Below are 13627 nucleotides of genomic sequence, written 5' to 3'. Positions count from 1 at the left end.
TGAGCAGTTACAACCAGTTTGACGCACCGCTAGCCAACGGCAGCTTCTGGGGCCAGCGCTCCAGCGCCGACCGCCAGTTAAGCGGGGGCCTCAATGTTGGCAGTACGCTGGCCCTGGGCCAGGGCAAAGCGGTGATCAGCCGTGACGCGCAGCAACATCAGGGCGGCGGCATGATCGTCGATGTGGTGTCCGATGATGCCAGCGTGGATTTGATGGCCTACCACGAAGCAGGCGCCACGCCGTTGAAAGCCGGGCGCAACTTTATTCCGGTTCAGGCCTGGAAACCGGGCGCGGTGCAAATCGATTTCCCGGGTAAGGATGCGCCAGCGCTGAAAGCCTGGCCGCAGTATCTCGATTATCACCATGTGCGCGGCGGCGTCAGCAGCCATGAAGTGCGGGTGATGAAGACTGTCACCGTGATGGGACGCCTGGTGGATAACCAGGGTACGCCGCTGGGTGGTGCCAAAGTGATTAACCATGCAGGACGCACCGTCACCGAATCTGACGGCATGTTTACCCTGGAGCTTCATGAGAAGAATCCGGTGGTGAGTATTGAACATCATTCCGGTATGCAGTGCGAGATTCGCCTTAATCCGGAAACTGAAAAACGCGACGAGCTGATATTTGCCGGAAATGTGACCTGTGAGGGGATGACACTGGCAAATAGTAAAGAAACTGTAAAAGATGAGATGGGTTGAGGGAAATATGAAAATAATAAATCACTTTAAAACCTGCATGAAAATGGCCGCAATGTTGTTTGTTTTTATTTTGAATATGTTAAATGTTGCTCATTCGGCAGTTTTGAATATCTATACTGAATTTAAGCCTGATATTAGCTACCCAGATAAGAATGAGTTTAAAAATATCACGACACCAAGCGGCTTTTGCGTTCAACATCCAAATTATTGTAGGGAAGGGGAGTTTAGCATTATCATTCCAGGATTGAGTGCACTGAAGAAATTCGATTACAGTTCAGATGATATAAGAAAGCACACTTATCTTTCTATAGACGGAAGGGGAAGAATTGTCGTTCTTACTAATAAAACTACGGGAATTAAAACAACTGCAGAATTCAGGTGGGCATTTTTTGGGGTACAGCATAACCGTACTGGTAGTCATCAGTCTAGTGTTTCCAGCGCAATGAACAACACGGGTGCGGTCCCTTCAGGGGACTGTTCTCCACGGACTGGGATAGGCAATACAGTTTGGTACCGTCATGGTTGGGGTGTCAATCAAAAAGTCTCAGTATGCTATCGGAAATTAAATAACGCCTTGGCTGACGGAGATATCACGGTAAATAACTTTAGTCTAGGTTATGTATTGGTAACTCCAAAACCGCTGGAACTTCCCGCAGGAGAATATGAGGGGGAAGTGATTTACTCAGTTGGTGAAGGAATGGATGTGGATTTTGGCGCTGAATCATATTCTGATAACGAAGTGCGAATTAAAATTAAAGCCACTGTAGAACATGCATTTTTCTACCGTTTTCCAGCCGGTAGTGAAAACGTCCAGCTTTCACCGCCTAACGGCTGGAGCTCCTGGATTAACGGCGGAATGATTCCGCAAAAGCTTTCAAAAGAGGTACCCTTTACCCTCAGCAGCTCCAGCGGATTTAAAATCTGGATGCAATGTGAACATAATGCAGGTGCTGGTTGTGGACTTAAAAACCAGGCGACAGCTGAAACTGTGCCGCTGGATGTTAAAATGACGATCCCAGGTTTTACCTCCAATCGTCAGCCCGTGCGTAATATGCTGCTCAACACTGACGCAGCCGGACATACCATCGATCTGCCCGGCCAGTTTGTGGTGGATTTACGTTCGAAGCTTGATTTCGTCGTCAACCGACCTGAAGTCGAGAAAATGGTTAAAGCACCCGGTTCAAACTGGAAAGGGGCGGTAACTCTAATATTTGACAGTGAAGTGGAATAAGAAAAAACAGCCCATGCACCTGCTGAATTGAGAGTGCTCTGGTACTGGATTACCCCGACAAATTGCTACGCTCATTTTATTTCTCATGGAATGTTCGTTGTCCCATAAGCAAAATGAGCAATGATAATCAGCAGAACTTTGCCGAACAGTGATGCCAGTATTCTTCTGCGGATTATCCGGAATAATTAAATCCATGCTTATATGTCCCTAACATCACAAGTCATTGGCATCGGCTTGTCAGTAAGGAGCAGATTTATGCGCCGTCGATTATTTTCCTGTCATCCCGGTAGCCTGTGGATCGGATCGATATTATTCATCGGCTTAGTGGCATTAGCGGAAGCACAGCCTATACCGCTGATAATGACAGATTCAAGAGTTTATATTTCTGTTGATATAAGGGGATGTTAAGATTTTGGGATACTGTCATAATGTATCGCTATTAATCAGCGACCACTCATAACAATAAAATTATCGATTGCTTTAAATCACTTGATGAAAACGCCATATGAATAATTCCAATGAAAAAAAGATCATAATCATGGATGATCACCCACTCTATCTTCATGGCCTGAAGCTCATTATTAACGCTAACCCGGCGTTTTGCGTGCTGGACTGTTGCCGCAATACCGCAGAGCTACTTTTTTCGCTCAGCATCGTACAGGCGGATATTGCCATCCTCGATTTCTCCCAACCTGAGGGAGAAAGTGATATTAAAGAGGTGGTTGAACAGTTACATCAGGATTATCCTCAGATGTCGTTAGTGGCATTGGGGGAAAGTCGGCGTCATCAGCTGTTGAGCATGGCCTTAAGACCGAGAATTAAAAGCTATTTCTGTAAAAGTCTGTCTGCAGAAAATATTTTGTCAGGATTACGTCATGTTCAGCAGTTCAATGGTACAGAGCATAGCATCCCTAATGAACTTGAAAGTGTGACCAAATTCAGTGCTGGCTCCCCGTTATCCGCGCGTGAAAAATTTATTATTGAATATTTGCACGCTGGTTTAACCGTGTCTCAGGTGGCCCAGCGAGTCAATCGCAGCGTGAAAACCGTCAGCACGCAAAAACGCACTGCGATGCGCAAATTGGGTATTACGCAGAACCGGGAAATCTTTCAGTTAAATTTAAGTGAGATTTAACCCAGCCAGCGGCGCGCCTGTTTATCGCTGATATCGCGATAATACACTTTATGAATGCGCTCTCCGCAGCGTTGGCACTGTGCCTGAATATGCGTGGAATAGTGCGTGCGTCCTGTTGGCGCGACCGCCCCTTTGCGGCTGACGATAATGTTATGCCATTTGTGTGCGTGCGGGATAAAGCTGAAGAAGTCGAATTTCATTCTCGCGTCCGGAAATGGGTGAATATCGTGCGGTGCATGTCCGGAAGGGGATTAGGCCTTTTTCTGTACGACATTAGATTGATATTAATCAAACAACAACAACGCATGGGTTAATTAACGCGATTTTGCCTGTTTAGATTAATAAGTGATATATTCATCAATTTTAGCGTCTTAATAAAATTGATCTGCACAGCTTTCTGCCAATGCAGAACCTGATAAGAGAAGTGCGGCTGCGTCATTTTTCCTCATTCGCTTCACCGGTCGCACTTCCCACGATTTACAACCTCCCGGACAGCCCTTATCCTGTGTGCGGCATGTTCACCATGCCATGACTCGGGGTGCCCCTGTTAAACAGGGCTGAGATACACCCGCTGACCTGATCTGGATAATGCCAAACAGCATTAATCACTGCCTGAATGCCCGTAAAGATTTTTTACCTGTTGCTTTCCCTACCAATATAAGCAGGCAATAAAAAACCCGCCGAAGCGGGTTGGGAGCAAGACTTAGCGTTAGGTTCCTTCTACGCATTTAGCCCATCAGCTATGATCTTATCGACATAAGCTAAAACGGCTGGAGTGGCTCGAAACCATTCTGTAGCGCCATCAAACACTTTCGCATTCAATTTGGCATTGTCAGCTTCAAGGAGAGTGTGCGCCTTTACCTCTGCCGCATATACTGCCTCACCAGATCCAGGGATTACATGCAAAACAGTAAATGCCCATGGTGTTGAGCGCGCCAAACTTGCGTGCCGTTGATTTGAGTTCTGAGCAATTCCAATCTTGATATAATTACCATCTTTTGATTTAAGAATGTAAAGTTCACCAGGACGTTTTTTATCGAATCCAAAACTGCGAATGAGATTCATCCCGTTAAGTTTTGTAATTTCTTTTATTCTTTTTTTAGCTTCTGCCACCATGTTCTGGGCGGTTGCTAATTCAATGCGAGCATCATCTAGTTCATTATAAATTTCCACCTGCTCCTTAAGTCTAGCATTAAGCTCTGAGCGGGGATAAAAAGATTCATAGTAAGCTAATTGTTTTTTTAAGTCTTTAATAGGAGGCATTTCAATGCATATAGGATCTAGTTGGGCAACGCTTGAAACTAAACCAATAAAGAAAGAACCGCGTTGATAGAACGTACTTTCAACTACAACCAATCCGCTTATTTCTTCTAAATTCATAGTCGCGGGAAAGCAGGAAATAATTTTTGCACCTTTAAATTTTACTGATTGTTTTGGAGTTGAGAACTCGGCAATAACGATTTTACCATCAGTCCAAAATGGCGCTGTGTGCCCGCGATGAGCGACAACACAATCTCCAAATACTTTATCTGCATCCTCTGCTTTTACATTGTAATATCTTTGCCATGTGGATAAAGGACTCTCTCCTTTTCCCACCCAACTCCAAGTTGATGGAATCATCATTTTTCGTCTCTCGTACTAAACCAAATACTTGGTCAGGAAATATAAAAAATTAATCACGAATTCTCAGCAACGCTTATGCGCTCTTCTTCGCCACTAACGATTTTGCATTCGCTGGCATTCAGTCGGGGGATGTCTAACATCTGCTTTTGGCAAAAATATGCCGTCTCCCTGACGGCAAGGCGACCATAGAAATCACCTTTGTCATGCATCGCCTTGCGAACAAAATCAGCTAAACCAATACCACTTTCACGATCGCTTATCGCTTGTGCACGGGCTTCTTTTTTAATTGCGGCAATGATGGCGGGGCGGCTGCTTAGTGTTGGGCTGGCTGCTATATATTCCTCAATGGTCAAAGCCAGAGTGTTGCTTGAAAAGAAAATTATGCCGATTAAAGATAGGTTGATGCAATTCATAGATGTAACTCCTTTTTATCTTCTCTACTAAAAAGCCGCCAAATGGCGGCTGATTAGACAAATTGGCATTTATCCGCTATTCGATAATGCCAGCCTTTTGGCCCAAGTTTACAATAACGGATTTGCCAGCGCCTGCTTTTAGTTTGTCATAAATACTTGATGAATCACCTTTACCGTTAGCATTCTGCCCGGCATTCACTCCGGCCCCGGCCTTCTGGTTTGCGCTGCCAATCTGATTGCCCTGGATACCCATCCCCGCAGGCACTTTAGCGGTTGCGCTGCTGACGATGTTTATTTTTCGCACATTGAGTGTGAACGTGATCGCGTCACCAATATCCGGGGTTTGCACCACCTGAATCCCGGTAATCGCCATATTCGAATAGACCTTGCGCTGAGTAGTCAGCGTAAAGAGTTGCTTAGCCTGCCATGCATCCCACAGGGCATTGAAAACTAGTGACGTCCTCTTTTTACCGCTCAGGGCGTGATCCGCAATATCTGTCACGCCGTCAATCAAACCCCGGATAGGTTGATTTGACACGAAGCAATCAAAGGTAAGTTCGACGGGTTTCTGCTGGATGTTATCGCCCATATTTTCCAGGCCTTCACGGGGAAAGCTGGTAACGTCACTTTGCATAGACACGGTTTCATTGTCGATAACATCAACTGTGATCGCTGACATACCAGCACTCTGAAGGCGAAAATGCTTATCACCCGCATCATGGAACAGAAAGCTAACCTGTTCGGTTATTTTATCAAGAATGCTCATAGTTTTTATCTCTTATGGATAATGATAAGTGGCGGTTGGTATGGGTTGGGCGTTGCTGGTGGGCGTTTTCCTGTGGTTCTGCGGGTAGAGCCAGCGCGGTGCGCTGGCCTGGGCGCTGCTCCGCAGCGCTTAATCACGCCGTGCGCGGCTGACCAGTAACGGATCACCACAGCCATACCACGAAGCAACACAGGAAGAAGCCCGCAGCGCCCATTAACTCACTTGCCAACAATGTGATTTTTCTTCTTACCACGGCGGGATGCTGCGAAAAGCAACGCATTGAATTCCGCTGGGTTAGTTCGCATGTCAGGCGCTGGTTTACGCAGTGGTTGTGATTCGTTTTTATCTTGTGGGTTGTTCATCAGCCTTCTCTCTCTAATTTTTCAGCGCCGTCCGCAAAACGCTTAGCCAATTCAGGGTTGCTACCTAATAGCTTCAGCATATCGGCGGATACCGGGCCGCCTGACATAACGGCTTTGCTGGCATCATAGTTGGCTGCATCGCGCTCTGATAAAACCTGCATCGAGACGCGGCCTTTGTTGTCTGTCACCGCTCTTAACTTGCCCATTTTAGATCTCCTGAAGTTTTGTGAATTTCTGGTTTGCGTTGGCGCGCATGGCGACGAAAACCCCTATACGTAATGCTTCGCTGCCGTATTGAGGGTGGTCGCAAGCGATATCATCAATCAGGCAATCAAGCGCCAGTCTTAACGCAGATTCGCTAAGTTCAAACCCGTTTAACCCTTTCTCTGCCAGAATCAGCAAAATTTCCTCGCGGGTGGCTTGTTCAATTAATGTTTTCATTACGGATTGCTCAGGTTAATAAGCCACAGGCCAGCGTGTGGGCGAAAAGAAAGCCGCGCTTTACCTTTGCCTAACTTCTTATGTGCGCGTTGCAGCTCCCGCTGGAATGAATTGTCAGGCAAGCACGGCACAGTCATATATTCACCATCATCGCTTTGAAGCCATTTAATTACGGCTTCAGCGGCTGAAGTTTTATTTCCGTGTACCCATGATGAAGGGTCAAGTGGGTACTCACGGTTTCCAGCTTCAATGCGTTCCTGAATTATTTCCAATTCGAGTTCGGCATCAGAAAGCTTGCCAGCGCGCTGGCGTAGGGCACGACTTTCCTGTGGGTCATGGGCGGCGGCATGATTAAAAGCGCTGTAGTTTTGCGGCATGGCTTAACCTTTCATGGATAAATTTGATTGGGTTGGCTGCGACACTTGCGACACCCGGCAGTCGCGTTCCGGGGATTTGAGATATTTTCGAGTTACCAACTTTGCGCAAGTTGATAATTACCTTCTACGCTTCCTGAAATAAAAGTCACGAAATAAAATTCGTTTTTTGCGAAAATTATTTAGCCTTTAAATAAGTGACAACCAAATATTATTTAAATGGTTGTCACTTAATAGAGTGGAAAGGTATTAGCAGTTACCGAAGCGGGGATCGTTACTGACGTAAGCGCGGGATGCGCGTTCCGGTGGCGGGCGGCATCCAATAACTTTACTGGCGGCGATCTTCTTCTCTCCATACCAGGCGATAAAATCCAGTGCCAGCCGAACACGGGAAGGTGTGGCGCGCTCTCTCGCTGTGGGTATGTGCTCGTTCAAAAGGCGCTGAAGTTCTTTAACGTCTGATCGCGTCAGCCAGCGCCATTCTTTATCGGCCCGGAACTTCCAGGCAATTTCTACGCCTTTGCCTTCGATATACAGCGCCTCAACGAAATCGCGCAGATTGTTATAAATCCAGGATGGCGGCACAGTGCCATTCGTGGATGTGATATCGATTAGTGTTGTCACGCCTTATCCCCTTCGGATAACGCCAGATAGGGCAGGGAAAGGAAATAGGCGCATAAGTTCGCCACATCCCGCATTTTCATACCTGATTGAATTGCGGTCATGCTGCGGTTTTCCCACCATTCCGCCCTCTGAGTTACGTCCAGGAAGTACACCCAACCAAGATTTTGTTTGTGCCAGGCGCGCAGGTCTTCGCCAATCTCTGTGTCTTCAGCGAGTAATGCCCGGAAAGCTGGATTGCGCTCGATTTGGGATGCCTGATCTCGTCCTCCGGGTGGCAAGTCGCCCCATTGAATGCGTAATTCATCAGTGGTTGCAAACGTCCAGCGCTGCATATGACGAACGTAAGCGGCGTCAGGGGGCAGGTGAGCGGGTTTTTTGCGGCGGCGCATTGCTGCGATCTGGTTAGGCACGCCACGGGGCTGGAAAAGATTATTCATCGCTTTCACCATCCATTTGTTTTTTTAGTTCGTGCAACTGATCCCGCAGTTCCTGAGAAATGATTGAGCGGTTGGTGCTGTTCAGGCTGTTGATTAAGGTGGCGGCGGTGTCAGGTGCAAGTCTGCCGGATGCCGTGGCAATCATTACTTGGTTGATGATATCCAGCAGATCAGAGCCGGGTTTGATGGCGAACTTAACCGGGGGCACTACTGGCTTTGGCTTACCTTTAACCAGTTCCACAAAGCGTAATGCGCGTGTGAAAGCTGTATCAGTAATTGCTTTCTGACCTTCATCCAGCGGCACATGCCCCAGACCTTGCAAGATGGTCTTTTCAGCAGCAGGCAGGCCAGCCATCAGCGGATTTGCCCCGGTGCGGCGGCGTTTTACTGGTTCCATCATGGTGCTCCATGCGCGCGCAGGCGCTAGATTTTGAGTGAATGGAAAGGTTTATCCGGCTGCTTAATTTAGTAACTTATTGATTTATATGCTTCGCCACTTCTTCGCCACGTATGGCGTAAGGTTTGCTGCTGTTTAAATAAGAGCGAATAAGCCACTTTAAGCCCCGTTTAAGGTGCTTTTTACGCCCGTTTAGCCCGCTGACCTAATCTGCAATTTCTTACGCCACACGTGTGTTTGGCGTGGCGTAAGACTGTCGTGATAAGTGACTGCCAGAAAATTGAATGTTTCTGCACCTTCAGGAAGGCGGATAAAACGCATTGAGAGAGGCGCTAAAAATGGCTATGCATTGGGATGACTTAGTCTTTGATTTAGAGTATTTGGCGGTGTGCGTGCGCGCTGGTGGGGTGAAATGAAAAACCCGCACAAGGCGGGTTTTATGGGAAGTGCTATTCAGGTAATGATGTTTGCCAGCCCATCCCATAGTTACCAGTTTCACGAAGCCATTCCTGACCACAATGGCGGCATTCGTAATAACGTTCATCAGCACTTTTGCCATGATAAGAGCCAGATAGACCATGCTCTTTGAATCTCATGGCGGCAATTGGTTGATCGTGGCGTCCGGTTGGTTGCTTGTTGCACTCTTCACATGCCATTGGCGCTGTCTCCGGTTGTTGTGGTTGTCACTTTCGAATCTATCAGGGGAAGAGCCTCAATCCAACGGAACTTTAGGTGTTCTAGTGATGGTGGGATTTAGGCGGCGGGTAGAGCCAGCGCGGTGCGCTGGCCTGGGAAACGCCTCCGGCGTTTCTTCTCACGCCGTCATATCAGGCTATGACATTACCCATTAGTGATAATCCTACGCCAAACACTGATTTAGCGTGTGGCGTAAGAAAAGAGAATTTACTTTAAAATCAATCGGATTTTTACGCCACACGTATGGCGTAAGCGTATGGCGTAGACGTTGACCAACAATCCAGGACGACAACAAAAATAAAGGGGCAATTAAGCCCCTATTTTTTGTCTGTTGTACCACTGCTAAATGAGAAAGATTCTTACGCCAAATTCTTACGCCACACGTTCTTTTCCTATAGCGTGTGGCGTGGCGTAAGATGGTTAAAATTTAATCACCTTCAGAAATGCTCTGCCACATTGCACGCCCCGGTGAAGGATGTTTTACCCGGATTAAGTAAGCCGTTTTCTGGCCTGGCTCATATCCGGGTAATGCCACCTCGCCAGAATCGCGCAAACTTGCGATGACTCGGACAGCAGTTCTTTCCGGCAAGCCTTCATCTTCAAGGCGCTTTTTCAGCGCGCTCGACATAATTTCGCCTTCTTCACGAACAATATTCAAAGCGTGATCAAGTTTCGCATCACGCTGTTCTTTGCGCTGCTGGTTGACGCCATCCAAAGCCGCTTTCTTTTCGTCCACCTGCTCGAAAGGTGCCAGTGCGATTGATTCAATGACAGCGGCGTGCGTTTGCGGGTTGCTCGGCAGTTCATAACGCTGATCGCCTTCACGCAGTTCCGTGGCGCACGGAAGGCATTCATCAAACCATTCGTTCATTTCCTTGTGATGCGCTGCGATCTCGCTGTTTGGTACAACCTGTACCGATTTCATGCGATAGCCCCACCGGGTGCCAGTGCAAATGCCTGCACCGCGCTTTTTCGTGATGGTAGCGTTCAATTCGCTGCGGTTGGCTTTATCCGGTACAGATACGTTCAGGCCAAAACGGATAGAACCGCCCAGCGCACCGCCACCAGCCAGGCTGAATGGATCGGCTTTATTCGGGTGGTGGATCATGATGCAAGCAGTGTCGCAACGGCGGGCGATGTAACGCATCACCAAGGCCAGATATCCCATGTCTGTATTGTCATTTTCCGCCATCTTATCACCGCCTCGCGTGCTCGCAGCCATGACCATGCGAAGGGTATCAAACACGATTGCGCCGATCTGCTCTCCACCAGCAAGGGATTTAACGCTATCACAGAAGGCATCAACCTTAGACAGATCGCCAAAGTCAGGGCACTGCTCAATAACGTGGAAGCGTTCGGCTACGCTTTTCCCGGCGTTGTAGGTGAGTTCATTACCCTTCAGAATCTGCAAAGGCTCCGAACCTTCCAGATCCACATAAACGAAGTGGCTACGCTTAACGCGCTGCCCAAAGAACTGGCGTCCTGATGCGATGCAGAAACCCAGGTGGATGGCTAATGTTGATTTACCTGCGTTTGGTTCCCCGGCGATTACTCCATGTGCGCCAGTTTCGAAAAAGTTTTCTACCAGTGGGCGGAATGGCACTGGCGGCAGGTCATCCAGTACGGATTCAAGATCGGTCTTTTTGGATTTAGCTCTGATGTGAGTGACATTAGACGGCGCGTTGTCTGCACCCGCCTGGAAGAACGTCAGGCGAGCGTTGCGCATGGAATCGCCCAGCAATTCAAATTTATCGTAATCTTGATTAAGTTCGGCGAGCGCGATAACAGATTCAATCTGTGACCATTGTTCTAGCGAGCGCCCAAAGTGAATGTCAGTTTTTGAAGAATTGGCCTGGCTATTTTCTGTGCTCATGATAGGATCATCCTGTATTCGTAATTCCCGCTTAGGCGCGCCAACGCCGATGATAGCGGGATTTTTTTTGCCTGTTTTTCAGGCTCCCAATAAGCGAAAAGCCGGAAATCATCAGGGGGTGGTTGCGGCACTCACCCTGACAAAATCCGGCCTTCGCTGCGCCCGCAACGGGCAGCGCTGGAAGTTTTAACGCCTGTATGACGTTTAAATGAAATCTGAAACGTCATGTATTACGCATAATGGCGATGATCTTTTTGCAATGAGATTCGATATTGATGCAAAAAGTGAAACGCCATTGCGCAGTGATGAAATGCTTCGTTAATTCCACCAGCCACAAAAAAGCCCGCAATTTGCGGGCCTTGTCTTAATCCGGGGTGGGTAGTATTAGCAGGTGTGCTAATCCGTCATTCCGGTGTTAACGTATGACGGTCTTGATATATCGCTGTAGTGTCGTGAACCCTGGCCGGGTGTCTCTGGTCAGGGTTTTTCATTACCGGAACCGCAGCGCCGAAGTATCAAAGCCGATTTCCATTTCAGCCTTGTCCTGTGACCACTTATTCACATCCCAATGAACGATTTCGCGTGGCGTCATTTGCGTAAGGAGGAAACAGGCATAAGTTGCACGGGTTTCTTCGCTAACATCTTCCATTTCGTTTTCAAGATATTCATGAAGCCATTTAAGTGCGCCAGCGCGCTCTGCAATGCCCACAGTAATTTGTTCTGACGACTGCTTATCCATTCTGTTTGTCCTCTTTTGCTGCCCAACCGATTTTAGGCAGGGGTAATAGCCGCCAATATTGCGACTGTTCGACGATGGCGCGTGGCACTTTGTTAACCCTCAGCTGATCAATATCCGGTGGCTGGTTGTCATGCCCGCAACGATGGCAAAAAAATTTCCATTCACCATCAGCGCCGCGTGTATAGCGAATGCCTTCGTCACCGTTATGCGGGCGCGAACACTTCACCAGAAACCCGTCAGCCTCAGTTGGGGTGCATTGTTCAGCAAGCCATGACGCGATCACGTCATCCTGAACGCTATGCTGTATAGCGCGCTGGTGGCGTTTATCACCACTGCCATGCTGCCGCTCAACTTTCCCCGGTGTGATATACAAAAGTCCCGGTTTGGTGTCCTTACTGCGCCAGCCAATGCGGGAATGGTTTATCCACCCATTGAACGGAGGCAGAAAGAACATTTGCCCGGTCACTGCGCTTTCACTTGCTGCTGAGAGTCCGGTCTGTTCGGCGATGATCTGCATTAATTCGCGGGTAATGGCTTTGTGCTGCTCTGGCGGCAATGGTTCAGCCAGAGGGATGATGGCGCGGAATGCATCAAAACCGCCTTTAACTGGTGAGTGATGCCCGGTGCTACTGTGCATAAGCCAGGCGAATTGCTGCGATTTAAACCAGTCTTTGAGAGTGCCGTAGTTGCCCGTTTCCTGATTATCGAAATCAAGAAATATCAGGCTGGTGGGCAGGGTGGTTCCAGCTGTGCGCCAGTTGCCATTACATGCCGGGCCGATGAATGGCAGTTCCAGCTTTCCTGACTGGTAGTCCTCCGGTTCAGAGATCTGGCGGAAGTCCGGCCCAGGACGATGCGCGGCGGCGGTGAACATGCCTACAACTTTCTCCCACCAAAGGCGGCGAGTGAATAAAGTGGCTAGGCTGGCGCGATCTTCCTGTGCTTTGCCGGGGTTATACCCGAATGTCAGGATAGCGCTATCAGGTCTGGTATTGGTCAGGTCGATCATGGTTAACCTCTGCGGGTAGAGCCAGCGCGGTGCGCTGGCCTGGGCGCTGCTCCGCAGCGCTTCATCACGCCGGGATTGTTCTGGTAATAATTTTGCATCCACCAGCAGCCGCCAATTCTGGCGGTGTGGCGTTATCTGGTCAGGATGATGCGTTAAGGCCGCTTGAGCGAGCGCCTTTCATCTGGCGCGGGCATCCAGTGAGCCAAGTTTCCACTTCGGCACGCAGCCAAAGAGGGGTGCTACCAGTCGGATAAATTGGCTTTGGGAAGTCAGGATTGCGTGAGCGGAACATGTTAATACTGTTTGGCTTGAGGCCCAGCCATTCGGCTAATTCATCCTTATTGATAGTTGGCTTATTCATTGCTGTCACTCGCTGTTACTGTGGAATGACTTGATGTTACTAGAGGTTATTAGCCATCACATTGCCCTTCAGTAAACGCCGTTAGCTAAAATCGCTGCTTTTCAGGAATAATCAGGAATAATTGTTCTGTGCGTACAAAAAAGCCCACTTAGGTGGGCTGTGCATCAGGCTTTTTTTCGCCGGAACGGTGTTATGTCTGCTGTTGGCGGCGGCGTAATGACATTAGTTTGCAACCATTCCCCCCAGGCAATGAAAGCGGCTTCAGCATCCGGGGTGATGTATCCGGCTACATCGTTGACGATGTATGTTTGCTGAATGCCTGTTTTGCCGCTGTGAGCCAGCATTTCATCAATAACTGCATCCGGCAGGCCAACACCACCAGCAGAAGAGATCGTAATAGCGACGTGTAGTGAAAGCTCGTCCGCCCCCGAGTACATGTTAGCGGCTG

The 13627-nt window shown here is 48.4% G+C and carries 19 protein-coding genes; 4 read left to right on the top strand and 15 right to left on the bottom strand.

The genetic code is table 11. The features are described 5' to 3' along the window. The 3 genes from H7A81_RS19800 to H7A81_RS19790 all read left to right on the top strand — a co-directional run. Positions 1–698, top strand: a 698-nt coding sequence (locus H7A81_RS19800) for a CS1-pili formation C-terminal domain-containing protein (protein ID WP_182058490.1), incomplete at its 5' end; no start/stop codon positions are given. 7 nt (positions 699–705) lie between these two features. Further along, a complete protein-coding gene (locus H7A81_RS19795; protein WP_182058489.1) occupies positions 706–1929 on the top strand; it encodes a hypothetical protein in 1224 nt (407 codons plus the stop codon). Between the two features lie 505 nt (positions 1930–2434). After that, the gene (locus H7A81_RS19790) at positions 2435–3064 is read left to right on the top strand and encodes a response regulator transcription factor (RefSeq protein ID WP_182058488.1); all 630 of its coding nucleotides are present in this window, start codon (positions 2435–2437) and stop codon (positions 3062–3064) included. Here H7A81_RS19790 and H7A81_RS19785 read toward each other — a convergent pair. From H7A81_RS19785 to H7A81_RS19735, 11 genes are all read right to left on the bottom strand, one after another. Beyond that, complete coding sequence (locus H7A81_RS19785) at positions 3061–3264, bottom strand: hypothetical protein (protein ID WP_182058487.1); 204 nt, start codon at positions 3262–3264, stop codon at positions 3061–3063. The genes H7A81_RS19790 and H7A81_RS19785 overlap by 4 nt on opposite strands. A 520-nt stretch (positions 3265–3784) precedes the next feature. Further along, a complete protein-coding gene (locus H7A81_RS19780) occupies positions 3785–4687 on the bottom strand; it encodes a GIY-YIG nuclease family protein (protein ID WP_182058486.1) in 903 nt (300 codons plus the stop codon). A 53-nt stretch (positions 4688–4740) separates the two neighbouring features. Continuing rightward, entirely contained in the window at positions 4741–5100 is a 360-nt protein-coding gene (locus tag H7A81_RS19775) for a hypothetical protein (RefSeq protein ID WP_182058485.1), read from the bottom strand. 76 nt (positions 5101–5176) lie between these two features. After that, positions 5177–5866 (bottom strand): phage baseplate protein, encoded by a 690-nt coding sequence (locus H7A81_RS19770; RefSeq protein WP_182058484.1) that lies wholly within the window; start codon positions 5864–5866, stop codon positions 5177–5179. A 218-nt stretch (positions 5867–6084) separates the two neighbouring features. Beyond that, positions 6085–6228, bottom strand: a complete 144-nt coding sequence (locus H7A81_RS19765) for a hypothetical protein (RefSeq protein WP_182058483.1) — start codon at positions 6226–6228, stop codon at positions 6085–6087. After that, positions 6228–6434: a hypothetical protein gene (locus H7A81_RS19760; RefSeq protein WP_182058482.1), complete on the bottom strand. Its 207-nt coding sequence runs from the start codon at positions 6432–6434 to the stop codon at positions 6228–6230. Before H7A81_RS19760 ends, H7A81_RS19765 begins: the two co-directional genes overlap by 1 nt. 1 nt (position 6435) lies before the next feature. Beyond that, entirely contained in the window at positions 6436–6669 is a 234-nt protein-coding gene (locus H7A81_RS19755) for a hypothetical protein (protein WP_058961425.1), read from the bottom strand. Continuing rightward, the gene (locus H7A81_RS19750; RefSeq protein WP_182058481.1) at positions 6669–7046 is read right to left on the bottom strand and encodes a hypothetical protein; all 378 of its coding nucleotides are present in this window, start codon (positions 7044–7046) and stop codon (positions 6669–6671) included. The genes H7A81_RS19755 and H7A81_RS19750 overlap by 1 nt, the downstream gene beginning before the upstream one ends. A gap of 246 nt (positions 7047–7292) precedes the next feature. After that, complete coding sequence (locus tag H7A81_RS19745) at positions 7293–7667, bottom strand: hypothetical protein (protein WP_182058480.1); 375 nt, start codon at positions 7665–7667, stop codon at positions 7293–7295. Then, a complete protein-coding gene (locus tag H7A81_RS19740) occupies positions 7664–8104 on the bottom strand; it encodes a hypothetical protein (protein ID WP_182058479.1) in 441 nt (146 codons plus the stop codon). The genes H7A81_RS19745 and H7A81_RS19740 overlap by 4 nt, the downstream gene beginning before the upstream one ends. Further along, positions 8097–8504 (bottom strand): hypothetical protein, encoded by a 408-nt coding sequence (locus H7A81_RS19735; protein WP_182058478.1) that lies wholly within the window; start codon positions 8502–8504, stop codon positions 8097–8099. The genes H7A81_RS19740 and H7A81_RS19735 overlap by 8 nt, the downstream gene beginning before the upstream one ends. Positions 8505–8913: 409 nt before the next feature. Here H7A81_RS19735 and H7A81_RS19730 point away from each other — a divergent pair, with 409 nt between their 5' ends. Continuing rightward, positions 8914–9090 carry a hypothetical protein gene (locus H7A81_RS19730; protein ID WP_167347128.1) on the top strand — a complete coding sequence of 59 codons (177 nt, stop codon included), beginning with the start codon at positions 8914–8916 and terminating at the stop codon, positions 9088–9090. 534 nt (positions 9091–9624) lie between these two features. On the opposite strand, the gene H7A81_RS19725 is transcribed toward H7A81_RS19730, so the two are convergent. The 4 genes from H7A81_RS19725 to H7A81_RS19710 form a co-directional block, all read right to left on the bottom strand. After that, positions 9625–11070, bottom strand: a complete 1446-nt coding sequence (locus H7A81_RS19725; RefSeq protein WP_182058477.1) for an AAA family ATPase — start codon at positions 11068–11070, stop codon at positions 9625–9627. A gap of 490 nt (positions 11071–11560) precedes the next feature. Beyond that, complete coding sequence (locus H7A81_RS19720) at positions 11561–11809, bottom strand: hypothetical protein (RefSeq protein WP_182058476.1); 249 nt, start codon at positions 11807–11809, stop codon at positions 11561–11563. Next, positions 11802–12818, bottom strand: a complete 1017-nt coding sequence (locus H7A81_RS19715) for a hypothetical protein (protein WP_182058475.1) — start codon at positions 12816–12818, stop codon at positions 11802–11804. The genes H7A81_RS19720 and H7A81_RS19715 overlap by 8 nt, the downstream gene beginning before the upstream one ends. Positions 12819–13343: 525 nt before the next feature. After that, the coding region (locus H7A81_RS19710; protein WP_182058474.1) for a hypothetical protein at positions 13344–13627 on the bottom strand (284 nt) is incomplete at its 5' end.

It is taken from the genome of Pantoea sp. ME81 (assembly GCF_903970985.1).
GTDB classification, from domain to species: Bacteria; Pseudomonadota; Gammaproteobacteria; order Enterobacterales; family Enterobacteriaceae; genus Pantoea; species Pantoea communis.
Note: the sequence above shows the minus strand (reverse complement) of the source record. Positions and strands in the feature narration are given on the sequence as shown.